This is a genomic window from Haloferax prahovense (genome assembly GCF_000723845.1).
Taxonomy (GTDB): Archaea; Halobacteriota; Halobacteria; order Halobacteriales; family Haloferacaceae; genus Haloferax; species Haloferax prahovense.
In genome coordinates, this window is sequence record NZ_LK053001.1 from 43172 (window position 1) to 68817 (window position 25646).

General features: G+C 65.2%; 24 protein-coding genes. 14 read left to right on the forward strand and 10 right to left on the reverse strand.

Annotated elements, in window-relative coordinates; all coding sequences use genetic code 11:
* Positions 1-198: 198 nt before the first annotated feature.
* Both BN984_RS15300 and BN984_RS15305 read right to left on the reverse strand, forming a co-directional pair.
* Complete coding sequence (locus tag BN984_RS15300; protein WP_049968647.1) at positions 199-1764, reverse strand: PAS domain-containing protein; 1566 nt, start codon at positions 1762-1764, stop codon at positions 199-201.
* 89 nt (positions 1765-1853) lie between these two features.
* Positions 1854-2729 (reverse strand): hypothetical protein, encoded by an 876-nt coding sequence (locus BN984_RS15305; RefSeq protein WP_008096766.1) that lies wholly within the window; start codon positions 2727-2729, stop codon positions 1854-1856.
* 131 nt (positions 2730-2860) lie between these two features.
* Here BN984_RS15305 and BN984_RS15310 point away from each other — a divergent pair, with 131 nt between their 5' ends.
* From BN984_RS15310 to BN984_RS15320, 3 genes are all read left to right on the forward strand, one after another.
* Positions 2861-4045, forward strand: coding sequence for a LolA family protein (locus BN984_RS15310; protein WP_049968648.1), 1185 nt, complete (start codon positions 2861-2863; stop codon positions 4043-4045).
* 343 nt (positions 4046-4388) lie between these two features.
* Positions 4389-4760 carry an ArsR/SmtB family transcription factor gene (locus tag BN984_RS15315; protein ID WP_049968649.1) on the forward strand — a complete coding sequence of 124 codons (372 nt, stop codon included), beginning with the start codon at positions 4389-4391 and terminating at the stop codon, positions 4758-4760.
* Between the two features lies 1 nt (position 4761).
* Positions 4762-5073, forward strand: a complete 312-nt coding sequence (locus tag BN984_RS15320; RefSeq protein WP_049968650.1) for a DUF7521 family protein — start codon at positions 4762-4764, stop codon at positions 5071-5073.
* Between the two features lie 110 nt (positions 5074-5183).
* Here the strand turns inward: BN984_RS15320 and BN984_RS15325 are convergent, their stop codons facing one another.
* Together BN984_RS15325 and BN984_RS15330 are read right to left on the reverse strand one after the other, a co-directional pair.
* The gene (locus BN984_RS15325; protein ID WP_049968651.1) at positions 5184-6614 is read right to left on the reverse strand and encodes a DUF6498-containing protein; all 1431 of its coding nucleotides are present in this window, start codon (positions 6612-6614) and stop codon (positions 5184-5186) included.
* 73 nt (positions 6615-6687) lie between these two features.
* Positions 6688-7035: a hypothetical protein gene (locus tag BN984_RS15330; RefSeq protein WP_049968652.1), complete on the reverse strand. Its 348-nt coding sequence runs from the start codon at positions 7033-7035 to the stop codon at positions 6688-6690.
* 120 nt (positions 7036-7155) lie between these two features.
* On the opposite strand from BN984_RS15330, the gene BN984_RS15335 reads away from it, so the two are divergent.
* From BN984_RS15335 to BN984_RS15350, 4 genes are all read left to right on the forward strand, one after another.
* Entirely contained in the window at positions 7156-8442 is a 1287-nt protein-coding gene (locus tag BN984_RS15335) for a DUF6498-containing protein (RefSeq protein ID WP_222114938.1), read from the forward strand.
* A 167-nt stretch (positions 8443-8609) separates the two neighbouring features.
* Positions 8610-9875 (forward strand): COG1361 family protein, encoded by a 1266-nt coding sequence (locus BN984_RS15340; RefSeq protein WP_049968654.1) that lies wholly within the window; start codon positions 8610-8612, stop codon positions 9873-9875.
* Entirely contained in the window at positions 9872-10534 is a 663-nt protein-coding gene (locus BN984_RS15345; RefSeq protein WP_049968655.1) for an ABC transporter ATP-binding protein, read from the forward strand. Before BN984_RS15340 ends, BN984_RS15345 begins: the two co-directional genes overlap by 4 nt.
* Before the next feature lie 5 nt (positions 10535-10539).
* Complete coding sequence (locus tag BN984_RS15350) at positions 10540-11664, forward strand: ABC transporter permease (RefSeq protein WP_008096778.1); 1125 nt, start codon at positions 10540-10542, stop codon at positions 11662-11664.
* Positions 11665-11751: 87 nt separating this feature from the next.
* On the opposite strand, the gene BN984_RS15355 is transcribed toward BN984_RS15350, so the two are convergent.
* The 6 genes from BN984_RS15355 to BN984_RS15380 form a co-directional block, all read right to left on the reverse strand.
* Positions 11752-12492 carry an ABC transporter ATP-binding protein gene (locus tag BN984_RS15355; RefSeq protein WP_081909237.1) on the reverse strand — a complete coding sequence of 247 codons (741 nt, stop codon included), beginning with the start codon at positions 12490-12492 and terminating at the stop codon, positions 11752-11754.
* Positions 12492-13373 (reverse strand): ABC transporter permease, encoded by an 882-nt coding sequence (locus BN984_RS15360; protein ID WP_049968656.1) that lies wholly within the window; start codon positions 13371-13373, stop codon positions 12492-12494. Before BN984_RS15360 ends, BN984_RS15355 begins: the two co-directional genes overlap by 1 nt.
* A complete protein-coding gene (locus BN984_RS15365; RefSeq protein WP_049968657.1) occupies positions 13370-14308 on the reverse strand; it encodes an ABC transporter permease in 939 nt (312 codons plus the stop codon). Before BN984_RS15365 ends, BN984_RS15360 begins: the two co-directional genes overlap by 4 nt.
* A gap of 2 nt (positions 14309-14310) precedes the next feature.
* Positions 14311-15414 (reverse strand): extracellular solute-binding protein, encoded by a 1104-nt coding sequence (locus BN984_RS15370; RefSeq protein WP_081909238.1) that lies wholly within the window; start codon positions 15412-15414, stop codon positions 14311-14313.
* 160 nt (positions 15415-15574) lie between these two features.
* Positions 15575-16549, reverse strand: coding sequence for a deoxyhypusine synthase (locus BN984_RS15375; RefSeq protein WP_049968659.1), 975 nt, complete (start codon positions 16547-16549; stop codon positions 15575-15577).
* A gap of 96 nt (positions 16550-16645) precedes the next feature.
* Entirely contained in the window at positions 16646-17089 is a 444-nt protein-coding gene (locus tag BN984_RS15380) for a DoxX family protein (protein WP_008096788.1), read from the reverse strand.
* Between the two features lie 757 nt (positions 17090-17846).
* Here BN984_RS15380 and BN984_RS15385 point away from each other — a divergent pair.
* From BN984_RS15385 to rdfA, 7 genes are all read left to right on the forward strand, one after another.
* The gene (locus tag BN984_RS15385; RefSeq protein ID WP_049968660.1) at positions 17847-18584 is read left to right on the forward strand and encodes a 2-phosphosulfolactate phosphatase; all 738 of its coding nucleotides are present in this window, start codon (positions 17847-17849) and stop codon (positions 18582-18584) included.
* A complete protein-coding gene (locus BN984_RS15390) occupies positions 18577-19374 on the forward strand; it encodes a sugar phosphate isomerase/epimerase family protein (protein WP_049968661.1) in 798 nt (265 codons plus the stop codon). The genes BN984_RS15385 and BN984_RS15390 overlap by 8 nt, the downstream gene beginning before the upstream one ends.
* Before the next feature lie 324 nt (positions 19375-19698).
* Positions 19699-20508, forward strand: a complete 810-nt coding sequence (locus BN984_RS15395; RefSeq protein WP_244877481.1) for a hypothetical protein — start codon at positions 19699-19701, stop codon at positions 20506-20508.
* Positions 20509-20527: 19 nt separating this feature from the next.
* The gene (locus tag BN984_RS15400) at positions 20528-22345 is read left to right on the forward strand and encodes an ABC transporter ATP-binding protein (RefSeq protein WP_008096792.1); all 1818 of its coding nucleotides are present in this window, start codon (positions 20528-20530) and stop codon (positions 22343-22345) included.
* Positions 22342-23301, forward strand: coding sequence for an energy-coupling factor transporter transmembrane component T family protein (locus tag BN984_RS15405; RefSeq protein WP_049968662.1), 960 nt, complete (start codon positions 22342-22344; stop codon positions 23299-23301). The genes BN984_RS15400 and BN984_RS15405 overlap by 4 nt, the downstream gene beginning before the upstream one ends.
* A 204-nt stretch (positions 23302-23505) precedes the next feature.
* Positions 23506-24795: a sensor histidine kinase gene (locus BN984_RS15410; RefSeq protein WP_049968663.1), complete on the forward strand. Its 1290-nt coding sequence runs from the start codon at positions 23506-23508 to the stop codon at positions 24793-24795.
* 102 nt (positions 24796-24897) lie between these two features.
* Positions 24898-25539 carry a rod-determining factor RdfA gene (gene rdfA, locus BN984_RS15415; RefSeq protein WP_008096795.1) on the forward strand — a complete coding sequence of 214 codons (642 nt, stop codon included), beginning with the start codon at positions 24898-24900 and terminating at the stop codon, positions 25537-25539.
* Positions 25540-25646: the final 107 nt, after the last annotated feature.

The window sequence follows — 25646 nt, forward strand, 5'->3', positions numbered from 1 at the left end:
AATCCACCTAATCTAAATTTCTCGGAGTGTGATGCTGTTCTGGGTCGTGCTTCTCGACGGCCATCTTCGCAGTACCGACATTGTTAGGATACTGTGAGTATCTTGACGAACCTCCATTACCAGAAGAACCCAGCAAATCTGAATTATCTGGAATATCTGGGTCACCTGAATAGTTCAATTAATATCAAATACGCCGCGTCAGTTCTCCGGCGCGGGGAGTCTGAGTTCGACCGTCGACCCGCCCTCGGCGCGGTCCAAGATAGACACCTCGCCGTCGAACTGCGTGACGAACCAGTGGACGGTCCACAGCCCCATTCCGCTTCCGTGCGTCAGGGGGGTCTCTTTCCCGCGTTTCAGAATCTCCCGCTCGGTCTGCGGGATACCGGGGCCGTTGTCCTCGACCGCGATTGCGACCCGCTCGCCTGAGAGGCGTCGCGACCAGACCGCGACGACGGGGCGGTCCCTGTCGTTGTGGACGATGGCGTTCTGTACGAGTTCGTCGAGCGCGAGGTACAGCGAGTGCGTGCTCGCGAGCACGGTCTGTTCGCTCGGTCCGATTTGAACCTCCGCCTCGGGGTGCTTCCGTTCGTACGTCCGTTTGAGATCGGCGAAGACGTCGCTGACGCCGACCGGGTGTCTGTCCGTGCTCCCCTCCACGGCGTTCTCGAACTGCCGGGCTTTCTCGCCGGTCGACACGAGGCTGTCGGCGTTCTCGATGATTCGGTCCGTCTTCGAGACCATCGCCTCCGTCGAGAATCGGCTCGCCGCGGCGACCAGCGTGTCGAGCGTCCGCAGTTCCGAATCGATACCTCTGGTCGTCTCGCTGAGTTTCGCCAGCGTCTCGTGCAACCGCTCGTAGTCGTCTTCGTCTATCGACGGGCTGTCGAGCGCTTCGAGGTCCCGTTTCAGCTCGCTCGCGTACCCGCTGACGACGTTGAGGTTGTTCCGAAGGTTGTGGCGAAGCACTCGGTTCAACACCATGAGCCGCTCTTCGCGCTCTTTCCTGTCCGAGATGTCGCGCACCGCGCCGCGGACGTTGGCGCCGCTGTCAGTCGGCTCACCGCGAACTTGCACCCATCGCGTTCGCCCCGTGGCCGTTACTACCCGCATTTCGACGTCAAAGGGGTCGCCGTTGACCCGCGCACTCTCGATGGCCTCGTCGATGACAGCGCGGTCGTCCTCGTGAAAGAAGTCCCCGAGTCCGTCGAGCGTCACCTCCGCGTCGGACGGGATATCGACCAGCCGTTTGGTCCCATCAGTCAGTCGTAGCTCGCCGGTCTCGTAGTCGACCTCCCATCCGCCGATGTCGGCCAGTTGTTCGGTGCGTTCGAGGCGGTCGCGGTTCCGCTCTAACTCCTGTCGGTACTCGTAGGTCTCGGTGACGTCTCGGACGATTTTCGTGAAGCCTCTGAGCTCCCCGTCGTCGCCGCTCAGCGCGCGGACGATTACGTGCGCGAGGATGCGCGACCCGTCCTTCCGGACCCGCCACCCGCGTTCCTCGTAGCTTCCCTCGGACTCGGCGATTGAGAGCACCGTCTCGGGAGACTCGCCGTCCCCGTCGGTGGGATAAAAGACAGACAGGTGACGACCGATAATCTCGTCTCGCTCGTAGCCCTTTATCCGTCTCGCACCCTCGTTCCACGTCGCCACGAACCCGTCCGCATCGAGGAGAAATATCGCGTATTCGGTCACCTCCTGAAAGAACTCTCGAAGAATGAGGTCGGACTCGATGTGTTCGAACAGTTCGCTCCGCTCACATGACATTACTGGTTGAGTACCATCCACATGCTGATAAACTGCTCGGCGATTCGGACGGCGAACGGACGAGAGAGCGTCGCTGCTCGGGCGGTGAGTCACCCGTCAACGAACCGACCGACGAGCGTCGTCTCGGCGACGAACGCCAGATAGCCAGCGAGCGCGACCGACCCGACGACGGGAATCGCCGGCACGACGACCGACGAGCCGAGGAACACCGAGACGCCGACGACGGCGAGGGCGAGCGTCACAAGTCCAACCGCGAGCGACAGCGAGAGCGCCGACACCAGGAGCAGGACGAGGTACTCGCGCGCTCGGTCGCCCGCGCGGTCGCCTTCTGTCCGGGCGTAGCCGGCGGCGGCACCGACGCACGCGGCCGCGACGATTCCGGCACCGCCATTGAGACTGTAGTTCGTCTGCGTCGCCAGAAGATACCACGAGTAGACGACGAAGCCGAACACCCCGACCAGCACGCCGGTACAGCCGCCCGCGGCCCCGCCGACGAGTCGGTTTCGCCGCTTTCGGTACCACCCCGCCTCGGCGCGGTAGGCGAGGAGCGACGCGCCCGCGAAGACCGAAAGCGCCGTGAGCGTCGGGAGGACGAAGTACGGGACCGTGAACAGACGCTCGTCGAGGACCAACTGAAACACAGCGGTCGGGACGATAGCCAGCGCCCAGCCGACGAACAGCGCCCCGACGAAAACGACCCGCTTGCGGTGTGCCGACGCCGACGCGGCCGATCGTCCACTCGTCACCCAGCGATAGCCGCCGAAGCCGCCGACGAGGAGGCCGAGTGGGGCGGCGAACTGAATCGAGACCACCCAGTCGGGTGGGAACGCGACACCCGTCGTCGCGCGGTAGTAGTTCCGAAGGAATCGGCCGAGTGTGTCGAGGACGAACGCTTGGACGAGTCCCCACTGGAAGGCGCAGAGCCACGCCTGCCTTCGGGTTGCGGAGCTAGTGGAGGGCGACATGTCCCGGCCATCTCACCCGCGAAGGGAGTAGCTATCGGTCCGCTCGGGTTTCGAACGCCCCCGTCGTCCAGAAGTATTTAGCCGTCGGCCCCCCGACACGCAGTCGAACTCCCTGTCAGAGTGCTCCCAGTATGACTCGCCCTCCACTCCGACCCAACCGACGTACACTCGCCGTGTTCGTGCTCGTCGCCGTCGCGCTCCCCGCGGTCCTCTGGACGACGGGCGGCGCGATAGGCGACGCGAGCCCCTCGGTCGACGCGAACGTAACCGAGCGCTACCGCGCAACCGACGCGCTCACCGGAACGCAGACGGTCGAGATTCGAACCGATGGAACGGTCACGTCTCGCACCGTCGCCGACGTGACGCTCGTCCCGGAGACGGAACGGAAGCGCGTTCACTTTCGGAACGCGGCGAACCGACAGTACGACCGGCAGGTCTCGAACGGCTCGACGCTCTGGCTTCACGACACTGACCGGGACACCGTGACCGCCATCGAGCTGACGGGCCCACCGACCGAGTCGCGGACGGCCGAGCGACTCCAACTCCTCGTCGCGGCCGCGGGGCTGACCGACGACGCCGGTCGCCCGCAGTCAATCGGCGTGTCGCCGCTACCCGTCGTACCGCGACATGCCGGTGCCGCCCCGCAGGCTGACGCGAATCACAGCTACGTCGTCGAATTCGTCGAGACCGACACCGTCGACGGGCGCGAGGCGTACGTCATCGATATCGCGCCCGAGGCGAATCGAAGCGAGGCGGGCTACCACCAGCGGCTGTGGCTCGACGCCGAGCGGTTCTACCCGCTTCGCAAACAGACGTCGTGGACGGCAGACGGGTCCCGACGCTCTGTGACGACCACGTACACGAACGTCACGTTCGATGCAGCCGTGTCGGCGGACGCGTTCCGGCCGGAAATCGGTGCGAACACGACCGTCGAGCGACCGAACACGCCGAACACGGAGTGGTTCCGGAGCAGGGCCGACCTGGAAGCGCGGAGTTCGGTTTCGGTCCCCGAGCCGACGGTCCCGCCCGCGTTCGAACTGGTCTACGCCACGCGGACCACCGGTCGCATCGACGGGGTCGGACTCCGCTACGCCGCCGGCGGCCGCGAACTCACGGTCGCGAAGTTCAACTACACGCTGGACATCGACGCCGACGAGCGCGACGCGACGGTGGGCGGCCAGCCGGCGACTATCGACTACGGTCCGACCACCTCGGTGTCGTGGAACTGCGACGGCTACGGCTACACCGTTCGCGGGACCGGCGTCGAGACGGACCGCCTCGTCGAAGTCGGTCGCTCGGTCGGCTGTCCCGCCTGAAACCGCGCGAGTTTCTGGGTCAGAAACTGGCCCCCTTTTTATATTATCTCCCGGCGCATCGGTTGAACTGCGATGGGCCCCGCCGAACCGACACCGTACTGCCCTCCCGAGCAGTACCGTTCTGTGCCCTCTGACAGCACTCCGGCACCCATCGCGGTCATCGCTGACGCGACAGTCCCTCCACAGCATCGCCGTACTGCCCCGCAGTATCCCCGCGCTAACCCGCAGCCCCACCGTGCTATCCCGACAGCCCCATCGTACACCCGTCCCGAATCGGTCGCCGCGACCAACAGGGGTGGAAACCCATGGGCCTATTAGTCCGACGAGCAGTCATTCGACCACCGTGAGTGAGGAACCGGCGCTGGGCGATATTCTCGACCTCCTCAGCGACGAGTACGCCCGGGACATCCTCGCAGCGACGAGTACCAAACCAATGTCCGCACAAGAGCTTGCCGACGAGTGTGAGATGTCCAAACCGACGGTCTACCGTCGGGTGGAACGATTACAAGCGTACGGACTCCTCGACGAACAGACCGAGATTCGAACCAGTAACAACCACTACAGCGTCTACGCCGCCACGCTCTCCGAGTTCTCCGTGGAACTAGACGACGGGTCGTTCGAGTCGTCGCTGACGCGCACCGACGACGAGTCGTTCCCCGGCCAGGTGGAGACCGACACCGCAGACCGGTTCAAACGGATGTGGGAGGACCTCTGAGATGACGACGCTATCCGCGGTCCTCGACTGGCTCATCGTCTCGCTCGCTCTCGGGTCGACGCTCGTCGGGAGCTACGTCGGCTATCAGGCCTATCGCGGCTACCGCCGTCACGACAGCCGGACGATGCGGTCGCTCTCCGCGGGTCTGTTCCTCCTCACGGCCGTCGCGTTCGGCGTCGCCTTCGTCGGGTCGGTGTTCCTGCGCGAGGGCTACATCGGCCTCCAGTACCAACAGCCGCTCACGCTCGTCACGCGGCTGTTTCAGTTCTGTGGCGTCGTGCTCATCGCCTACTCGTTACATTCGCGAGGGTAGTCCGTCCCCGGGTCGTCTCGGGCGGCCTCGTCGGGGCTCTACTCGTTCACTCACGCGTCTTCTTCTCCGCACTTTTTGGTTCGCTCACAAACCGCTCTGGTCGTCTCGCCTCACGAGTGCGCGAGCTTCCAGAACCCCTTGGGGACGATGGCGAAAACCGGGAACAGGAACAGCGCGGGCAACCAACTCGTGGACGGACCGAGCGGGGTGACAATCACGGTGACGACGCCGATCGCGGTGAGGACGACCGAAGCGATGGCGGCCCCGACGAACCGGCGGTCGAGCGGCGGGAGGTCGGTCGAGCCGACCGGGAGGTCGAGCGCTTCGACGAACGCCCCGGCGTCAGCAACAGGCCCGAGCGTGCGTTCCGTCTCGTCGTCGCCCCAGCCGACCGTCGCCGCGATGGTTCGCGTTCCGAGGTAGCGGTCGGTGGGTCGAGTCGCCACGACCTCGGCGTCGCGGAGGTCGCCGACCGCCGTCGCCCACTGCGACTCGTTCGTCAGGCGGTCGTGAACGACGAGGCGGTCGCCGAAACGTCGGTAGGTCAGCCACCCGCTCGCGAGCACGCTCTCGACGATATCGCCGACGAGCATGAACGCGAGGAGGCAGAGCCCGAAGAGACCGAACCCGACCCAGACCGCGAGCGAGGTGGTCCCCTCGACGACGAACGCGGTCCCGCCGATCCAGACCATCGCGGCCATGGTGACGTAGAACGGTCCCGTCGTGGTGACTGCGCGCCAGACCGCGGCCGCGACCACCGCGCGACGGTCCGCGTCGATTGCGACCGAGGGGCGGCCGCTGGGAACGTTGACCTCGTCGCGGGTCGCGTCGCTGTCGGGGCCGGAGAGCCAACTCGTAAGCCGGCCGCCGCCGCCCTGCTCTGCGCGGAAGCCAGACCACTCGAAGAGTACTTTCACGAACACGAACCCCACGAGCGCGACTGTCGCGCCGCCGAGGATGACGACGAACAGGAAACACGCGAGAAACATCGCTTGCCGGGCGGGAATCTCGACGAGGGCGTACGGAGAGCGCTCCGCGTATCGGTTCCCCCGGAGGAACGTGGCGGTGGTCTCGCCGGCCTGCCCGACGACGAGCGCGGCGACGCTGACGACCGCCTCCGGGCGGGCGAGTACGTCGAGCACCGAGATGACCTCCGAGAGCGGCGCGAGGAGGAAGACGCCGACCCACGCGCCGCCGCCGATGACGGCGGTCGAAAAGGGGACGTTACGCGGGTACACCGGCGGGAGCCGGTCGTGGATGGTGACGCTTCCGCGCTTGTCGATGAGGTCGTTTTCCGACAGGCTGAAGACGCCGTCCTCGCGGGACGAGGTCGGCGGCCGGCCGGCGAACAGCGCCTTCACGCCCGAAAGCGGGAACAAAAACAGCAGTTCGAGGACGTAGACCGCGAGGAGCGTCCCGGGATTCCAGCCGAACCACAGCACACCGGCGAGCGGGAGGAGATTTGCCGAGAGCACCGGGAGGAACCCGATGCCGGCGGATAGAGACGAAGTCGGGGCGTCGCCGTACCGTGGAGGGGCCATCGGATGTGTCGTTTCGGTCATCCGGTCATATATCTGATGAAACCCGTCCTCCAACCGCCTCGACGGCGCGCCACTACTCGGGGAGCGACTCGTAGTCGGCGACCGTGAGCGCCTGTCCGAAGAACATCAGACCGATTCCGGTGATTCCAGCCGGGACCGAGAGGGAGAGCAGCAGCGAGAAACTGAGCGCGCCGATGCCGCCCCCGAGCGCACCCCGCTTTCGGTCGCTCCAGCGTTGGTCTCCGAACCGGAAGAGTCGCTTCCACCCGTCGCGGTGACGGAGGACGAGCGCGGTCGTCGCCGCGTACAGCGGAGCGATTGCCACGGGAAACAATCCCGGCGCGTTGGGGGCCGAGACGGCCACACCGGCGACAACGAGGCCGACGACGAGGGAGGCGAGGTATCGAATGGAGGGACGCACGCGTTCTAGATAATTTGTTGACAACATCAATCTTTTTTCCGGGCGCGGAAACGCGGTTCCGACCGCCCGACGCGAGTCAGACCACCTAACTGCCCCGAGGGAAATGTCTCTCTATCAACAATGCTCACACCCAGCGAGAGACGACGAGCGAAGGTGGCGGTGTTGATGGCGGTCAACGCCGTCCCGCTCGTCGGCGTGCTCGCGCTCGACTGGTCGCTCGTGGCGCTGTTGGCGGTCTACTGGGTCGAACTCGGCGCGTGCCTCGTCGGTGCCGCGGTGAAAGCGCTGTTCGCGGAGGGCAAGCCGACTTACAACGCGGACGGCTTCTCGTGGCTCGTGTTCGGTGCCCTGTCGGAAAAGCGCGGGCGAATCAGTCTCCCCGTCCTACCGCTGTCGATTCAGGTCGCGAATCTCCCGGCCATCCTGATGACCCTCGCCATCGGCAGCGTGGGTTGGGCCCTCTTCGGTGCAATCGGGGTCGGCGGCGTCGGCGAGACAACGGGCGCGACGCTCACCGACGCCGAGTCGGTCTCCGTCGGGTTGGGCGTGCTCGCCGTCGTCGTCGGCCGGGCCGTGGACGTGGGCCGCTACCTCCTCGGCGGGGCCTACGCGTCGGTCCCGCCGCAGCAGCCGCTTCGGTCGGCGCTCACGTCGATGGCCGGGACCGGCTCGGCGCTCCTCATCGGCGGGGGGTTCGTCATCGCGGGTGCACCCCCGCCGTTCGTGCTGGCGTTCGTGCTCGCGGTGAAACTGCTCGCCGACATCGTCGGCGTCTACCGCGACCGACTGGAGGCGTTCGACGAGCGCACGTCGGTCGAACTCGGATTCGCTCCCGACACTCCCGAGTGGGAGCGAATCGAGAGCTCGCGGGACGGGTCCGAAATCGTCCGACCGAAGCCCGCGGCCGTCGTCGTGGGCGGGGTCGTCCGCGGGCTCCGCTCCCCGCTCGCGCTCGTACTGGGCGGGGCGCTGACGCTGTTCGGCCTGCTCAGTACCGCGACGACCGACGGCGTCGCGGTCGAACTGCTCGGTGGAGCGGTGGTAGTCGCTGGGGCGTTCACCGCGCTGGGCGTCTTCGACTGGTCGTTCCGGTATCTGGCGATGGAGTACCGCACCGCCAGCGAAGAAATCGGGGGTGAGAAACTCGTCGGCTACGACCGACTGCTCGGGCCACAATGGCGACTCTCCCGCGAGTCGCGCGCCGAGATGGAGCGCGCTCGGACCGTCACCGACCGACTGTTCGGAACCGAGACGCTCCGGGTGGAACGCGACGGTCGAGAGTACCGACTTCCCCACCTCCCGCCGGACGCCGCGGGAATTGGCGGGCAGTCGCCGAGTGTCGCCCGAGAGTTCCGCTTGGTGTCGGAGCCCTCGAAACCGCACGCGGGGAACGAGGGTCGGGGGTGAAGTAGATTAGTCAACCAGAAAATAATTAACAGTAGACATTTTTTGGTTACACGAATGCGGAACGTAGCCCTCCACCACAACTCCAAACGGCACCGTACGAAACAGGGTGCCGCGTTAGTCGCATCGACCGCTGAGTCCCCGAACTACCCCTCATCGAGAGGGAGTGTATGAGACGAACACGAGTCGTTTCGCTCGCGCTGCTGCTCGCCGTCGTCGTGAACGCCGGCGTCGCCTCCGTCGGTCTCACCTCGGCCGAGCAGGCGAAGGCGTCGATATCCGGCGCTTACGTCTCGACGGAGAACCCTTCGCCGGGACAGCAGTTCACCGTGACGACGAACGTCACGAACGTCGCGACGAGTTCCGATAGCATCACGCTGACCGACATGTACGTGCGCTCCGTCAGCGGCACGGAAGAACACGCTCGGGTCGAGGATGTCGGGTCGATATCTCCCGGGAACACGCTCTCCGTGCCCCTCTCGCTCTCGCTTTCGGACGTCGGTACCCACAATCTCCGGGTTCACGCCGTCGTCAGGTCCGACAGCGGTGACACCCAGCATCTGAAGTACCCGCTTTTGATCACCGTCACGAAGCGGAGTTCGGTCATGGTCTCGGTGCAGGCGTCCGAGCCGACGGCCAACACCGACACGCCGGTCAACGTGACGGTTGCCAACGGCGATTCCAACGCGATTTCGACCGTTCGGCTGCAGCTCTCCGGCAACGGGTCCGTCGTGGACCCCGAACGAGTGACCGGTTCTATCGACCCCGGTGTCGACCGGACGTTCCGATACAACGTGACGTTCGAAGAGGCCGGACCGAAGACGCTCAACGCGACGGCGACCTACACCACGAACGACGGGTCTCCGAAGACAGTCTCCGACGAAACCGTGTTCAGCGTGGTCAACGAGTCCAACGAGGACCAACTCGAAGGGAGAATCCAACTCGTCGGCGTCGAGACGTCGGGTGACGGCATCGTCACGATCCAGGGCGACGCCGCCAACGTCGGCGGGACGAACGTCAAGTCCGTCCTGTTGCGCGTCGAGGACACGGCGTCAGTGAGTCCGATGGGCGCGTCCGGCGAGTACTTCGTCGGCGCGGTCAACGACAGTAAATTCGATACGTTCGAGCTGATAACGCGAACGAAGAGCGACGCGACGGAGGTCCCGATTCGCGTTCGGTATCTCGTCGACGGCGAGCGCCGGACCGACACCGTGACAGTCAACCTCAGTTCGACGAGCGCCGGCGCGAGAGCCGCGGCGGGACCGGCTCCGAACATGGGCGGTCCGAATCAGGCAGGGGCTGGCCCTTCCGACAGACGTTCACAGCCACAGCCCCGGTCGGGTGGTGCGCTCGGCGGTCTCGGCGGGCTTGTCCTGCCTCTCGTCGCTGTTGTCGCGCTCGGCGGCGGCGCGTACGTCCTCTGGAAGCGACGATGAGCGTCATCGAACTCTCCGACGTCGTGAAACGATACAATAACGGGGACGAGGAGATAGCGGCGCTGAAAGGCGTTGACCTCGCGGTCAACCGCGGTGAGATGGTCGCGATTATCGGCCCCTCCGGGTCCGGGAAGAGCACGCTGTTGAACGTCATCGGCCTACTCGACACGCCGACTGAGGGCACAGTCACCCTCGACGGTCAAGACGTGACGGACCTCGGGACCGACGGACTCACCGACCACCGTCGGGAGAGTATCGGCTTCGTGTTTCAGGCGTACCACCTGCTTCCGATTTTCACCGCGGTAGAGAACGTTACTGTCCCCTCGATGTGGGACTCGACCGTCGACCGGACGGACCGAGCGAGAGAACTGCTCGACCGCGTCGGTCTCGGTGAGCGCCTCTCGCACAAGCCGAATCAGCTCTCGGGCGGCCAACAGCAGCGTGTCGCCATCGCTCGCGCCCTCGTGAACGAACCGCACATCATCCTCGCGGACGAGCCGACGGGCAACCTCGACCAAGACACCGGTGCGACCATCCTCGACGAACTGACCCGAATGAAAAACGAGGAGAACGTCGCCATCGCGGCGGTCACGCACGACGAACAGTTGACGAACTACGCCGACCGGACGGTCGAACTGGTCGACGGAGTCAGGCGGTGAGCTGAATGGACCCCAGACAGAGATTCCCGAGCGTCGTCATGGCTTGGCGGAACCTGTGGCGTAACAGGCTTCGGACCGTCTTAGCGGCGCTCGGAATCGTCATCGGTGTGGTCGCCATCGCCGGACTCGGTATCACCGGCTCGGCGCTCAGGTACGGGACGGCCCAGCAGTTCAGCGACATCACGAACCAGGCGACGGTCATGCCCGGAGAGGACGCCGACCAGCGACACCTGACGGAAGCGCAGGTCAGCGCCATCAGGGAGGTCGCCTCGAACGCGACGGTGATTCCCATCAAGGAAGGGAGCCTCCAAGCCTCGTCGCACACCGCCGAGACCTATACGAGAGTCGAGCAGGTGACCCATCCGAGCGACCTGTATAGCGCCCACCGAGGGACGATTCCACAGCCGTTCCGCACGGGCGTTCTGTTGAACAACGAGACGGCGGCGCAGCTGAACGTCACGGTCGGCGACCTCGTCATCGTCGGAGACCAGTCGTACAAGGTCCGCGCGATTCTCGCGGAGGGCGGCATCGGCTTCCGCTCCAGCGGCGTCGTGGTCTCGCCGCCGGCGCTCGACAAACAGGGCTACTCCTCGGTGACGATTATCGCCGAGGACGGCGACGCGGCCCAGCACCTTGCCAACGCGACGGAGGCCCGGTTCAACACCGGCGAGGAAGTCGTCCGAACGTCGTCGTTCGGTGGCCTCAATCAGCGCGTCGGCTCGCTGTTCAGCACTCTGAACCTGGTGCTTCTCGGCATCGGCTCGATATCGCTCGTCGTCGCCGGCGTGAGCATCCTGAACATCATGCTGATGAGCACTATCGAACGCCGGAGCGAAATCGGCGTGCTCCGCGCGGTCGGCGTCCGCCGACAGGACGTTCTCCGGATGATTCTCACGGAGGCGACGCTGCTGGGACTCATCGGCGGCGCGGTCGGTGCCGCGCTGTCGGCGCTCATCGGCGCGGTCCTGTACAACGCGCTCTACAGCTCGCCGATGCTCGTGTTCCGGTGGGCGAGCGCAAGATACCTGCTCATCGGCTTCGGGTTCGGCGCGTTCGCGAGCGTTCTCAGCGGCATCTATCCGGCGTGGAAAGCCGCCAACAAGCGCCCGGTCGAAGCGATTCGAAGCTAGCGCTAGCGGGTCGGTGCCGCGGTCGGACCGAGGTGACCGTGTCCTCGGCTTTTCGCCGTCCACAACCGCGTCTCTTGCCCCCGCGAATCACCACCTAACGAACGGAAGGTCCGGCGCGTCGAGCGCGACGAACTCCGAGACGAACTCGTTCGCCGGCGACTCGTATATCTCACGGGGCGTTCCGACCTGCTCGACGCGACCCTCGTTCAATACGGCGACCCGGTCGCACATCACCATCGCCTCCTCCTGGTCGTGGGTGACGTAGAGTCCGGTGACGTCCAACTCCGCCAGTAGCGCGCCGATTTCCGTCCGCAGGCGCGCCTTCAGTTGGGCGTCGAGCCCCGTCATCGGCTCGTCCAACAGGAGGATGTTCGGCTCGATAGCGAGCGCGCGCGCCAGCCCGACGCGCTGTTGCTGGCCGCCGGAGAGCTTCGTCGGGTCGCGGTCGCCCATCTCGCCGATGTCGAGCATTTCGAGCAGTTCCTCGGCCCGATTCCGCCGCTCGCGCTTCCCGACGCCTCGCATCTTCAGCCCGAACGCGACGTTCTCGGCGACGGTCATGTTGTCGAACAGGGCGTACTCTTGGAACACCAACCCGACGTTTCGGTTCTCCGGGGGGACGTTCGTCACGTCCTCGCCGTCGAACCTGACCGTCCCGTCGGTCGGCGTCTCGAAGCCGGCGACGGTTCGAAGCGTCGTCGTCTTCCCACACCCCGAGGGGCCGAGCACGCCCAGAATCTCGCCGTCCGAGACGGTGAGCGAAACGCCGTCCAGCGCCGTCGTGTCGTCGTAGTCCTTTCGGACCGCGTTTAGTGTCACGTCTGCCATTAGCTACCTCTGGTGTCGAATCCGCGGCGACCGACCCGCTGTAGGAGGAGGGTGACCGCGACGATGATGAAAAAGAACATCGACACGGCTGCCGCCGCCTTGGTGAACGAGCTGTTCGAGATGTGTCGCTGCAAGAAGAGCGCCAGCGGCTGGGTACCTTTCGCCCAGACGATGTACGAGAAGTTGAACTCCGCGGCCGCGAGCGCCCAACAGATAATGGCTCCCGAGACGATACCCGAGCGGGCGTTCGGTACGATGACCGTCAGAAACGTCCGCGGCCACGACGCGCCCAGCGAGCGAGCCGATTCCTCCAGTTGCCGCAGCGGCATCGACTCGAACTCGCTTTGGACTGCCATCACCATGAACGGCGCTTTCAAGAGCGAGTAGCCGACGATAAGTCCAAAACTCGTCGCCGAGAGGTCCGGGTACGCTCGGAGGAACGCGACACCCAAGATGACGCCCGGCACGAGCGGGAGCACGGAGACGGCGTTGACCCACTCTTTGCCCGGGAACTCGTAGCGGGAGACCGCGTACGCGATGGGAACGCCGACGACGAGGTTGATGAGGACGCCGCCGAGCGCCAGCCCGATGCTGAACGCCAACTCCGCCGGAACCAACACCGTCAGCCTCTCGCCGCCGAGCGGGAGGCTGAACAGGGGGCTCCATCCCATGCTGCGCTGTGAGCCAATCGTGTCCGCGAGCCCCAGCACCGCCCGCCAGTTCTCGAAGGTGACGAACCCGGAGGGGAGGACGCCGGTCCAACTCGTGGCGAACGAGGCAACGACGGTGAGGACGATGGGTGCGATGAGGAACGCGACCGTCGCGAACAGGGCCAGCGTCACGATAGACCGCCCGAATCGACGCGAGAGGGACAACGTCATATCCCGACCTCCGCGCTGGTGTACCGAAGTCCGAGAACGGTGAACAGGAACGTGAACGCGAAGTAGACGGTCGCCATCGCACCGGCGACCTGGACGTCGTAGCCGACGCCGAGTTCCCGCGAGAGCTGGAGCGTCCAAACGACGAGCGTCTGGATGACGACGAGCGTCCCGAAAATCGCTAGTCCCGTCCGGAACGTGAGAATCAGCGCGCCGGTGATGCCCGGTCGAATCTGCGGGAGCGTGACGTACCGAAACGTCTCGAACGGCGTCGCACCGAGCGCCTGGGCTGCCTCCTCGGCGGCCGAGTCGACCTCGGCGTACGTCCCGCGGAGGATGAGCGTCGCGCGCGGCACCATCGAGTACACGAAGGCGACGAACAGTCCCGGGACGCTGACCGCGAACGCAAGGTCGGTGGGTCGAGCCCCGGTGAGGGCGGCCGTGACCGCGGTGACGACGCCGTTGTTCCCGAACAGCACCAGAATCATGAACGCGGCGACGATGCCGGGGAGACTGATGGGAAACGAGACGAGCGTGACGAGGAGGTCCTCGCCGGGGAGGTCATATTTTTCGAGGGCGTGCGCGATGGGGACGGCGAGTCCGACCGAGACGAGCGTCGTCCCGGTGGCCAGCCACAGGGAGTTGAACGCCACCTGTCGGTAGTAGGGGTCGCCGAACAGCGTCGCGTAGGCGTCGAGCGAGAACCCGACCGACCGGTACTGGGCCGTCGAGACGCTGATGCGAACGACTTCGGAGAGGGGATACAGGCCCGCGACGAGCAGAAGCACCGAAAACGGCGCGCACAGCGCGACGATGCGGCGGTACTCGCGCTCTCGCTCGGTGACGGGGTTCGCGACGGTCTCGAACGCGCCGACCACCCGCGCCGTGAGCGCCTGGAGCGTCGAGAGTGGACTGTTCTCGGCGTGTCGGTCGGACATCCTCAGATGTTCGCGCCGCGCGTTATCTCTCGGATGATGTCCTCCTGCCGGTCGACCAACTGACTGTAGTCGACTTGGAACTCCGTCCGGTCGTACTCGGCCGGGTCGATGAACTCGTCGGGAAGCTCCAGCTCCGAGGAGCGAATCGGCCTGACGTAGGCGTCGAGGAACTGCTGTTGGCCCTCCAGCGAGAGGACGTAGTCCATAAACAGTTTGCCCGCCGCCGGATTCGGCGCGCCCTCCAAGAGCGCGTAGCCGTACGGCATGTTGAGCGCGCCCTTATTGCCGTTTTCGCCGCCCAAGAGCGCGACGCCGACGTTCTCCTCTGCGACCTCGTCGTTGTTGTACTTGAGGTCGAGGCCGGAGTAGTCGTACCGGACGAACGTCGCGTACTCCCCGCGGGAGAACTGCGCGAGGAAGTTGTCGGTGAACTCAGCGCCGCCCTCCTGAATCCGTTCGTAGTAGTCGACGACGGGCTGGAGGTCGTTCATGCTACCGCCGCGGGCGTTGTTGACCGACAGCGCCGCCGCGAGTCCGACCGCCGCCTGCGGGGTCTGGAGTGCGAGGTCCTGCATGATTTCGGGCTGGAGCAGGTCCTCCCACGTGGTTGGCTCGTCGAGGCCGCGTTCCTCGTAGATGTCCTTCCGGTAGGTCACGGCCGTCGTTACCCGGCGGGTCGCCGTGACGTGCCCGTCGTCGGTCTTGAGCGTGTCCGGCACTTTGTCCCACCCCTGCGGCTTGTACGCCTGTGTAAAGCCCTCGTTCCGGGCGACGATGCCGTAGGTGTAGCCGCCGTTGTACCCGGAGTGAGTCATGTTGTTCGAGTGTGAGCGCATGTGTTGGAGCGCCTCGCCCGACGAGCGATCGTCGTCGTGGACCGCCACGCCGTAGGAATCCTCGAACGACTGCATCAGCGACGGCCAGTTCATCCACCCGGACTGCACGCAGTAGAAGTACAGCGTATCGGGGAACGCGGTGGCCTCGATGTTCGTCTGGAAGTCCTGATACCCGACCTCGTACGTCTCCGCGTCGCCGCCGCCGGAGCCAGTCGAAGAGGCGTCACGTTCGGAATTACTCGTTGTCAGACAGCCGGCGAGACCCGCCAACGCCGCGGCAGAACCCCCGATGAAACTTCTCCTGGTTGATACCATCACTCGGGCAACACGACCGGCCGCTAAAGGGAATTGCTATGAGCCTAACGTAGCCGTTTCGACGGTTGGGACACCAACATAGCGCTACAAAGGAGACAATAGATACGGAGTCCCGCTAGTTCTTGAACGCGCCCGCAACAAGAAGCGGGAAGACGAGCGTCGCCTCGGCTTCGATTTGCGTGTAGTTCGTGTCGTGGTCCTTGATTTTCCCCCACGACACGGCCTCGTTCGGGGGCGCGCCCGACAGCGAGCCGTCGCCCTCCATCCCCGTCGAGATGTAGACGACGTAGTCCGCGCCGCCGCGGAAGAGGTTCGTCATGATGGCGTGGTGCTTGGGGACGCCCCCGCCGACGGCGATAAGACCGGTTTCGTCAGCGAGGAGGCCGTTCTGGATGAGCGAGTCGTAGTCGTCGAGAATCTCGATGCCGACGTCCTTGTCGTAGCCCTGCCGGTAGTAGTACAGGAAGTTGCCCACCTCGGCGTCGGTGAGCGCCGGGCAGTAGACCGGCACGTCGTTTTCGGCCGCCTGCTTCAACACCGAGTGCTCGTCGTCGAGCGTCTCGCCCAGCTCGCGGGCGAACGCCGTCGGCGTCCGCACCTTCTCTTCGGCGAAAAAGTCCTCGAAGAAGTCGTAGAGATACTCTTCGAGCCAGACGTACCGGTCGGAGGGGACATAGATGTTGCCGAGGCGGTTGATGCCACGCTCGCGGAGTTCGCCCTCGTCGGCGTCCCACGAGCCCATCTTGAACGGTTTCGCGGTCTTGATGACGTCCTCGGTCAGCGAGCCGGAGGTGGTGATGAGCACGTCGACGAAGCCCTCGCGGACGAGGTAGGCGACGGCCTCGCGCAGCCCCGACGAGATGATGTTCGAGGTGAACGTCAGGTAGACGGTCGCGTCCGCGTCTTGCATCTCTTCGGCGATGTCGATGGCTTCGGCGAGCTGCGTCGCCTGAAAGCCGGTCGTCGCGTACGCGTCGAGGAACTCGTCGAAGTCGAACGCGCCGTCGAAGTCGTAGCCCCGAACGTCGGCCGAATCGATGGCCTCGTCGCTCCCGGGGACGACGTGGTCGTGAGTGTCGTCTTCGGTCATCGGCTACGGCTCGCACCGGCGCGCTTGAATCAGTTCCGTTCGGTTCCGAAAACAGCCGGACAGCGTGGGGGTAGACACCAATCCACTCGATGACTGTCACCGGTTCGACGACGAGTCGACGCCGCCGTCGGACTCCGGGCGAGTGTACCACCACGCCCACGCGACGAGCACGCCCTGAAGCGGCAGTCGGAGCCACAGGGCGGCGTCGGAGGGCTCCCGAAGTGACGCCGGAACACCTTCGAGCACGATATCGCTCGTCGCCATGTAGACGTTCGCGGGGAAGACCGCGACAAGTAGCGCGATGAGTCCCCACGCGGCGATGCGTTGGGTGCGGCGGAAGACGACGCCGACGCCGAGGACGATTTCGGCGACGCCCGAGATGTAAACGAGCGCGAGCGCCGCCGGGAAGACCGGCGGGACGACCTGCGCGTACGCGTTCGGCACGACGAAGTGCATCACTCCGGCGAGGACGTAGAGCGCGCCCATCACGTAGCGGAGCGGCGTCTTGAACCGGCGGAGTCGTTCGGCGGCGAGAACCATTTCGAATCAACGTTGGACCGGCGGTCAAAGACGCTGTCGGCGTCGGCCGGCGTTGGTACCGAACCGGAGACCGAAACCGCAGCTTTCGAAAATCAATACTTGTATAGTAATAATACATGATATCTGATATATTTGTCACTGAGCCTGAGGACTGCCGTTGTGAGATTGCGACACCACTCGGACGCGCTTCCCGACCCGCCGTGACGGACGCGAGACGTTCGCAATTGAACCCCTCCCATTCGTCGTAACCAGTCTTTTCAGCAGCTTCACACGTTTAACCGGGAGAATGTCTGTAACGCTCGCCCCGAAGAACCGCGCTACCGAGTGCGAGTAACCTACCGACGACGCTTGTACTTGAAAACGTATTCTTGGGCCGTAGTTAAGCCGTTTCCCGCAGATACTATCAAGTGGGTCGAACTCGCAGTCGTGGTGCGAGAACGCAACCGAAGCGGCTCGGGTAGCTCTCGAGTGACGGCACGTTCGGTGCCTAATTTCGGGATAGAACTGGTGAGTTAGATATGTAATTCTTCAGTTATATTTTAGTCTTACTTTCTGATAATTTTTATCGAAGCGATAGTCGCGAGCCCGCTATCCGTCGATTCGAACACGGTTCTACACGACCGAACGACGCGGTACGCGCGAGTGACGAGTCGTATTGCCGGGGAACTACCGGCGGGCGAAGCGAACTACGGACAGTACGGTTCGATATATATCGCTACTAGCAATTGACTTGTAGGTGTTGTAGAGAACGTGGGCTATGTCCGCAGATGGACGACAGACAGCGGTGTTCGCAGAGACATTGATAGAGGGCTGTGAGAACATCCCGGCAGAACCGGCTCCGGGCGACTACGTCGTGGTCGACGTGACCCACTTCTCGGCGACCGTGGCGGAACTGCTCGCGCTCGGTGCGGAGTACGTCCACGTGACCGACGAACGCGGCGACGAACCGGCGTATCAGGAGGACCACCCCGAGTGTCTCATCGGCGGCGGCAAGACCGACGACTACGAGCCGAACCCCGGCTACGACTTCTTCAACTCGCCGAGCTACGTCCAGCGACTGGACCTCGACGGGCGACCGGCCGCGATGACCTCCACGAACGGCGGGCGCGCCGTCTCGACGCTCCGCGAGCGCGGAGGTCCCGATGTCGAGGTGTTCGTCGGCGGCTACACGAACGCCGCGGCGGTCGCGGACCTGCTCGAAGACCGCGGGCGGCCGGTCACCATCGTCGCTAGCGGGTCGAGCGGCCAGCCGACGTCCGACGACACGCTCGGCGCGGCGCTCATCGACGACTACCTCCACGGCGACGGCCTCACCGACCGCGACCGCGAGCGGTACGCGCGCCTCCTCGTGACGGCGAAAGGGCCGCGATACGAGCAGAAACACGAGATTCGGCGGCGCGACCTCCACGAGTTCGAGACGGCCATCGACTCTCGCTCGGTCGTGCCCGTCCTCCGCGGCGACCGCCTCGTTCCCGCAAGCCAAGTCGATGTCTGAGGCGACGCCCGTCCAGCGACCGCGGTTCGGCGCGTCGATGGACATCCGCTATGCGGCCAACGTCGCGTCGTTCGCCGAGTTCCTCCGCAGATTCGACCTGAATCACGTCGAACTCCGTGCGGGCTATCTGGACGTTCGGGCGGACGAGCGAGACGCCGAGCGCCTGCGGGCGGTCGCCGAGGAGTTCGACGTGAGCTACACGGTCCACGGCCCGCACCTCGACGTCGCCCCCGGGAACGTCAACGAGCGCCTTCGGAAAGCCGCGGTCGCGGCGACCAAAGAGGCAATCGAGCTCGCCGCGGCAATCGACGCCGGCGGCGTCATCGTCCACGGGGGCTCGGTTCGGGCTCGGTACCCCGAACACGTCCGCGAGCACACCCGCGCGCAGGCGGTCCAGACGCTCCGCGAGTGCGCCGAATTCGCCGCCGAGGCGGGCGTTCCGGTCTGTCTCGAAAACCAGCGCGACAAACCGGGAACGCGTCGGCACACGGCGACTCCGGACCGACTCGCAGCGTTCCTCGACGACGTCGGCGTCGGCGACGAGTTCCTGAAGCTGACGCTCGACGTGGGCCACGCGAAGGCGACCGGCGTCGACTACCGACGGTTCGTCGAGCGGTTCGGCGACCGAATCCAAGTCGCGCACCTCCACGACAACGACGGGACGGAAGACGCGCACGAACCGCTTCCGTCCTTCCGGTCGGTGGCCGCGGACATCGACGCCCCGTACAACGTCTTGGAGATGAAGTCCCGCGCAGACGTCGAGCGCTGCGTGGGCGCGACCGACGCCTGACGGTCGGCGTCGGTGTCGATGTTGGTGTCGGCGTCGCCACCGCTCAGTTCATTTTTCGACGCGAACAGTCACTCAGGAGCACCCGAATCGGTCCGCGAGCGCCGCAACCGCAGAGCGTCCGAAGTACGTCCGGAGGGAATCCAGAGCGCAATATATCGACGCGATTGCTATGTACTGCCACCGACCACTCCACAGAGTACAGTCCGATATACAGTCGTACGTCATACTCATACCAAGCGTTAAACAGGTTGCTTAACCACCACCACCCGGATGGTGACAACGTCCAACAACTCGAGTAGTGCGTTCAGTTTCGACCATAGGGACATGATGGCGTTCATCCTCGTCATGTCGCTACACGGTCTGCAGAGCATGATTACGGAACTTCTCCCGGAGTTCTCGATAGGCGGGTTAGGCGTCTCTATCGGACCGTTCTGGTTCGTTGCGATGTCGGTCGTCCTCCTGTTCCGCTCGTTTTGGGCCTGTCTCGCGATTCCGGTCGGCGGCATCGTCTTCGGAGAGATTCTCATCGGTGACTTCAGCGCGCTCGGAGCGGTCGAAGGGCTAATCGTCGTCACGCTGTCGTGGTTCTTCGTGATGTCGCTCATCACGGACCCGAAAGACGTCAAGCAAATCGCGGCGCTGGGCTTCCTCGCGAAGGCGATGGAAGAGACCGCGGCGTGGTTCATCGACGTCGGGAAGTTCTACATCGGCGTCGAAGAGCTCGAAGCGATTTCGTGGCTCCCCGAGACCGTGTGGGCCACCGAGGGAATCGGTGCCCTGCTTCAGATTATCATCGCCGGCGTCGTCTTCGGGGCGATTCCGACCCTGTTCCTCTACCCGCGGCTCCGCGGGAAGATCGAACCGCTACTCGGCATGAGTCCCGTCGAGGGGCGCGACGGCCCGATGTTCACGCGCACGTCCCTGAAGCGACTCATTGCGTGGGTGGCGCTGATTCCCGTCGCGTTCGCGTTCGAGACGCTGAGCGAGACCAGCGGCGGGCTCATCACGTTCACGCCGGAGTTCGTCGAAACGTACGGCCAAGCGTTCCTGTTCGTGCCGATTGCCATCGCGGCGGTCATCTCGTTCGGGCTCGTCGCCTACCGCCAGCGCAAGGTCGGCGGCCTGCAGGACTGAACCCCATCGCTTTGTTTTTATGAGCAGCAACAACATCGTCGTCGAGAACCTGACGTTTCAGTATCCCGGCGGCAACGAGGCGGTACTGCGCGACGCGAGCGTGACGATTGAGCCGGGCGAATTCACGGCCGTCGTCGGTGGCAACGGCAGCGGAAAGACGACCCTGTGTAAGACGTTCAACGGCCTCATCCCACACTTCTTCGAGGGGACGTTCGACGGGCGGGTCACCGTCGCCGGCACCGACACCCGCGAGTCGGACGTCGCCGAACTCTCGAAGACGGTCGGCTACGTCTTCCAGGACTTCGAGAACCAACTCGTCCAGGAGACGGTCCGCGACGACGTGGAGTTCGCACCGCTCAACTACGGCCTCGACGACTACGCCGAACGGGCGACCCGCGCCCTCGAAACCCTCGGTCTCGACCACCTCGAAGACCGGTTCATCTGGGAACTGAGCGGCGGCCAACAACACCTCGTCGCGCTCGCGGGGGTGCTCGCGATGGATCCCGAGTTCATCTTCGTCGACGAGCCCGCCGCACAGCTCGACCCCCGAAACGCCCGCGAAACGTACGAACAGCTCCGACGACTCAACGAGAAGCAGGACAAGACGGTGATCGTCATCGAACACCACTCCGAGTTCATCGCCGACTACTGCGACGAGATGGTGCTCGTCTCCGACGGCGGGGTCGCCTGGAAAGAGCCGGTCGAGGTCGGGCTCAACAGGCTCGACGACCTGCTCGCCCACGATATCCACCCGCCGCAGGTCACACAAATCGCCGACGGCCTGCCGACCGAAGTGGGAACCCTGCCCAGCGGTCGGTATCCCGTGACCGTCGACGAGGCGGCAACGGCGTTTCAACCCGCGGCGACGCGCGGCTCTCGGGCCGCCGTCGACGGCGGCGCGGTGGCAACAGGTACAGACGCCGCCGAGCTGACCGAGCGCGAGCGGGACGGGGACGCGGTAGTGACGATGCGGGACGTCGGTCACGGCTACCCGACGCTTCGCGAGGGGTACAATCGCGTGCTCGACGGGCTGGACCTCGAACTGTACGAGGGCGACCGGGTCGCATTGGTCGGTGCCAACGGGTCCGGGAAGTCGACGCTGTTGCGGTTGATTACGGGGTTAGCGTCCCCGGACCGAGGGACGGTGACGGTCCTCGGGCGCGACACGAGCGAGACGCTCCCCGAGCAACTGGCCGACGACACCGTCTACATCCACCAGAACCCCGAGGAGATGTTCGTCGAGGACACCGTCCGCAAGGACGTCGCCTACTACCTCGAGAACCGCGACGCCCCGAACGTGGACGAACGCGTCGACGAGATTCTCGCGTATCTGGACCTCGAACACCTCGCGGACCGCGACGGCCGCCTGATGAGCCTCGGCCAACAGCGCCGCGCGTCGCTGGGAATCGGGCTTGCGACCGACCCGACGGTCGTCCTCTTGGACGAGCCCACGGGCAGTCTCGACCTCCAGAGCCGCCGCGAGGTGACCGGAATGCTCCGGAAGGCCGAGAGCCGCGTCGAAACTGTCGTCGTCGCCTCCCACGACCTGCAACTGGTCGCGGCGTGGGCCAATCGCGTCCTCGTCATGGGCGAGGGCGAAGTGCTCGCGGACGCACCGCCGGAGGCTGTGTTCTCCGACCCGAACCTCCTCGCAGCGACCGATTTGCGACAGCCGCAGGTGGTCGAACTGAGCCGGCGACTCGGGCTGAAATCCCCCGCGCTTAGCACCGAATCGATGTGTGAGACGCTAGCCCGGTCGTTCGAGGACGACGCACTCGCCGACGGCGGTGTCGCCGATGTCAGCCCCGGAGGCGAGTCGAGCGGAGGGACGCGATGAAGTACGTCGACGCGCTCACCGACATCTCGGTCGCCGACATCAAGGTCGACTTGATGCGGACCGCCTACGACAACGAGGACGCGCTGTTGAACAGCTTCGACCCGCGAGTCGTCCTGCTGTGGACCGTACTGTTCATGATTATCCCGTGGCTGTTCTACGACACGCTTCCGCTGGCCATCCTGCTCGCGGCGGCCTTCGTGCTCGCCGCGCTCTCGCAGGTCAGCAAGTACCTGCTCGCGTTGCTCCTGTTCGGCCAAGTCACCAACGTCGGCTTTTTCGTGGTGTTGGTCCCGCTCATCGGCGGGACGATTCGAGCGGTCGGTCACTTGGGTGAGAACGCCGGTCGGGTCGTCGCGGGCGTCATGGCGGGCGACGCGAGCGTGTTCGCCGAGACCGGGACCATCGTCGCGGCCGCGGTCGGCCGGGGTATCCATACCGCCACGACCAGCCAGGAGGTCGGCATCGACGCCGTCGGGGCGCTCGTCCCGTTCTTCCTCAAGCTCACGATTATCTCGGTCATCAGCCTCGCCGTCTTCTCGGCGATGAGCCCGCAGAAACTCAGCAAGGGGATGTTGCGCTTGGGCGTCCCCCGACAGCTCACGTTCGCAATCGCGTACGGCTACCGGATGATGCCGCTTCTCGTCGAGGAGTACCACGCGCTCATCAACTCCTTCCGCCTTCGAAGTAAGGTACCCGAAAAGCAGGGGCTGTTCAGGTGGCGCTACTTCTACTACCTGCTGACGCTCTCCGTCAAGGCGTTCTACCCGCTGATTTTCAACGTGGCGAAGCGCGCGCGGGTCACCGTGGAGGCGATGGAGACGAAGGGGTTCTCGCGCTCGCTGGGCGACGAACAGAGTCAGTCCCTCCGGACCGAGGGCATGATGGTTCGGACGCGAGACGTCACCTTCGTCTTCGGGTCGCTGCTGTTCGTCGCCGCGGTCTGGGTGTTTACCTGACCGACGCTCGGCGACCCCGGACTATTTTCGACTCTGTACGGCTCCGTACGACTACCGAACACAGGGTGTCGCTACCGAACGGAAAGTGAGGCAGACAATCCACATAGCAACCACTTCGTCGGTCATCGCCGTCGACGAGAGTATGCGAACGAAACAGAAGCCGACGGTCGTCCGCGGGAGGCGCTCGGGGCGTGGTGTCCCGAGATGAACTCCGAAGCTCGGACGGAGAGAATACCCGCTACCGAACCGGAATCGACGGGCGAGAAACCCATCGGAGCAGCACAGCGATTCCTCCCGTGGGTAGTCGCCGTCGGGTCGGTTATCCCGGTCGGCGCGCAGGTCGTGGTGCTCCCGCCGGACCCGACGACGACAGCGCTCGACCTCGTCGGCGAGGGCGTCGTCGTCGCCGTCCTCTTCGCGTGCCTATTCGTGGTTCGACGAGTACACGCACCGTCTGTCTTCTACCCGCTGGCGGGCGGCGTCGCGGCCTCGTACCTGTTCGCGCTGACCGACTTCCTCGACGAGTTCGTCGAACAGCCCGTCTGGTTCAGCTATCTGTTCGAAGACGGTGCACAGGCGGTCGGCGCGGCGCTCCTCGTGTTCGGCATCTACCGGTGGACCGTCGCGCGTCAGCGACGGGAGACCGAACTCCGCCAACAGCGCGAACAGCTCGCCGTCCTCAACCGTGTCCTCCACCACGACATCCGAAACGACGCGCTGGTCATCCGCGGGTGGGCGTCGGTCGTTCGGAAGGAGGCGGGGTCGGCGGCCGACGAGCGGCTGGAGAACATCGTCGCCGCGAGCAACGGCATCATCGACCTCACCGAGAGTACGGCGCAGTTCACCGACGTGCTCACCTCGGAGCGGACCGCCGACCTCGAACCGAAGCCGCTGGCCGAGACCATCGAGACGGAGCTTCGGAAGGCTCGCGCCGCGCACGACGCCGACGTGGTCGTCTCCGGAGACCTCCCCGACGTGGACGTCCTCGCCCACAGCATGCTCTCCGCGGTCTTCCGAAACCTCCTCGTCACGGCCGTTGAGCGGGCGGACGCCGAGCGTCCGCGAATCCGCCTGCGCGCCGAGCGCGGCGCGGAGACCGTGACTGTTCGCATCTCCGACGACGGCCCGCCGTTCCCGGAAGACGCCTTCCCGGACGCGGGCGAGACCGTCGCGGGCTCTCCCGAGTCTCGGTCCGGTCTCTCGCTCGTCGCCGCGCTCGTCGAGCAGTTCGACGGAACCGTCGCGGTCGAAAACGACCCCGACGGCGGTGTCACCGTCGCCGTCAGGCTCAAACTCGCCGAACACGCCGCGACCTCCCCCGCCGACCGAGTCACTGAGGGGGTCAGTGACACCGAATCCTCGTCCTCGACGTCGCGCCCGGTGACGGACGTCGACGCGGACGACCGAGAGGACTTCGCCGCCGTGCACTCGGACCGCGAATCGCCGGCCGGTCGGGGGGCGTCGACCGGCCGCGGCGACGCCGCTAACTACTGACCACCCATCTCAACTCGCCGTTGTACCCTCTTTAGGCCCTCATCCGGTACCCCGTCTCACCGCGCGTCAAGCATATGTGTACTCCCCGAATAGCAGTCGGCAGTGAGCGACTCACACGACTCCCCGGGTGGAAAGCGCGGCCCCGAGAGCAAGGTCAGCCGACTACTCCGCGAGCGCGACCTCGACGGGTTCGGCGCGGAGCTCGAACGGCGGTGGACCGCCGAGGCGGACGCGCGGTCGAGCCTCCGTGACCTCGCCGACGCGTTCAACCGACGGCTCCTCCGCGCGGCGCTCGACGAGCGGAACGAGCGCGTCATCGACGGCGAGGTCGAGAATCTGTACCGCGTGCTCACCGACGACGGCGTTTCGAGCGGGGCGCGAACGGAGGCGGTCCGCCGACTCGAACGCGCCGGCGTCGACGTAGAGCGACTCGAGACCGATTTCGTCTCGCACCGGGCGATGCGGACGTATCTCACCTCGTACCGCGGCGTGACGCCGCCGTCGGAGACCGACCGCGACAACGGTGACCTCAGCGAGCGCCGGTCCCAAACCATTCGACGCCTGCTGGGTCGCGTCGAGCGCGTCACCGACAGGTCGCTGTCCGACCTCGCGGCCGCCGGCGAACTCGACGTCGACCCCGAGACCGCCGAGGTGTACGTCGACGTTCGCGTCCATTGCCCGGGCTGTAACTCCCAGTACACGGTCGACGACCTCATCGACCGGGGCGGTTGCGACTGCGAGTAGTCCGTTTCGCGCTTTCCGAACCGCGGTATGGAGCGACCAGTGACGACCGAACTCTCGCGAGCTCTCGGGTCGAAAAGCGTTCCATCGATAGCTTTGGAACGTGTTTG

Bases quoted from the DNA above. Each gene is read 5' to 3' on its own strand.
- BN984_RS15400 (WP_008096792.1), top strand. From the start codon at position 20,528: ATGAGCAGCAACAACATCGTCGTCGAGAACCTGACGTTTCAGTATCCC.
- BN984_RS15310 (WP_049968648.1), top strand. From the start codon at position 2,861: ATGACTCGCCCTCCACTCCGACCCAACCGACGTACACTCGCCGTGTTC.
- BN984_RS15365 (WP_049968657.1), bottom strand. From the start codon at position 14,308: ATGTCCGACCGACACGCCGAGAACAGTCCACTCTCGACGCTCCAGGCG.
- BN984_RS15390 (WP_049968661.1), top strand. From the start codon at position 18,577: ATGTCTGAGGCGACGCCCGTCCAGCGACCGCGGTTCGGCGCGTCGATG.
- BN984_RS15380 (WP_008096788.1), bottom strand. From the start codon at position 17,089: ATGGTTCTCGCCGCCGAACGACTCCGCCGGTTCAAGACGCCGCTCCGC.
- BN984_RS15395 (WP_244877481.1), top strand. From the start codon at position 19,699: ATGATGGCGTTCATCCTCGTCATGTCGCTACACGGTCTGCAGAGCATG.
- BN984_RS15345 (WP_049968655.1), top strand. From the start codon at position 9,872: ATGAGCGTCATCGAACTCTCCGACGTCGTGAAACGATACAATAACGGG.
- BN984_RS15305 (WP_008096766.1), bottom strand. From the start codon at position 2,729: ATGTCGCCCTCCACTAGCTCCGCAACCCGAAGGCAGGCGTGGCTCTGC.
- BN984_RS15355 (WP_081909237.1), bottom strand. From the start codon at position 12,492: ATGGCAGACGTGACACTAAACGCGGTCCGAAAGGACTACGACGACACG.
- BN984_RS15300 (WP_049968647.1), bottom strand. From the start codon at position 1,764: ATGTCATGTGAGCGGAGCGAACTGTTCGAACACATCGAGTCCGACCTC.
- BN984_RS15385 (WP_049968660.1), top strand. From the start codon at position 17,847: ATGTCCGCAGATGGACGACAGACAGCGGTGTTCGCAGAGACATTGATA.
- BN984_RS15360 (WP_049968656.1), bottom strand. From the start codon at position 13,373: ATGACGTTGTCCCTCTCGCGTCGATTCGGGCGGTCTATCGTGACGCTG.
- BN984_RS15335 (WP_222114938.1), top strand. From the start codon at position 7,156: ATGCTCACACCCAGCGAGAGACGACGAGCGAAGGTGGCGGTGTTGATG.
- BN984_RS15325 (WP_049968651.1), bottom strand. From the start codon at position 6,614: ATGGCCCCTCCACGGTACGGCGACGCCCCGACTTCGTCTCTATCCGCC.
- BN984_RS15375 (WP_049968659.1), bottom strand. From the start codon at position 16,549: ATGACCGAAGACGACACTCACGACCACGTCGTCCCCGGGAGCGACGAG.
- BN984_RS15410 (WP_049968663.1), top strand. From the start codon at position 23,506: ATGAACTCCGAAGCTCGGACGGAGAGAATACCCGCTACCGAACCGGAA.
- BN984_RS15405 (WP_049968662.1), top strand. From the start codon at position 22,342: ATGAAGTACGTCGACGCGCTCACCGACATCTCGGTCGCCGACATCAAG.
- BN984_RS15340 (WP_049968654.1), top strand. From the start codon at position 8,610: ATGAGACGAACACGAGTCGTTTCGCTCGCGCTGCTGCTCGCCGTCGTC.
- BN984_RS15350 (WP_008096778.1), top strand. From the start codon at position 10,540: ATGGACCCCAGACAGAGATTCCCGAGCGTCGTCATGGCTTGGCGGAAC.
- BN984_RS15320 (WP_049968650.1), top strand. From the start codon at position 4,762: ATGACGACGCTATCCGCGGTCCTCGACTGGCTCATCGTCTCGCTCGCT.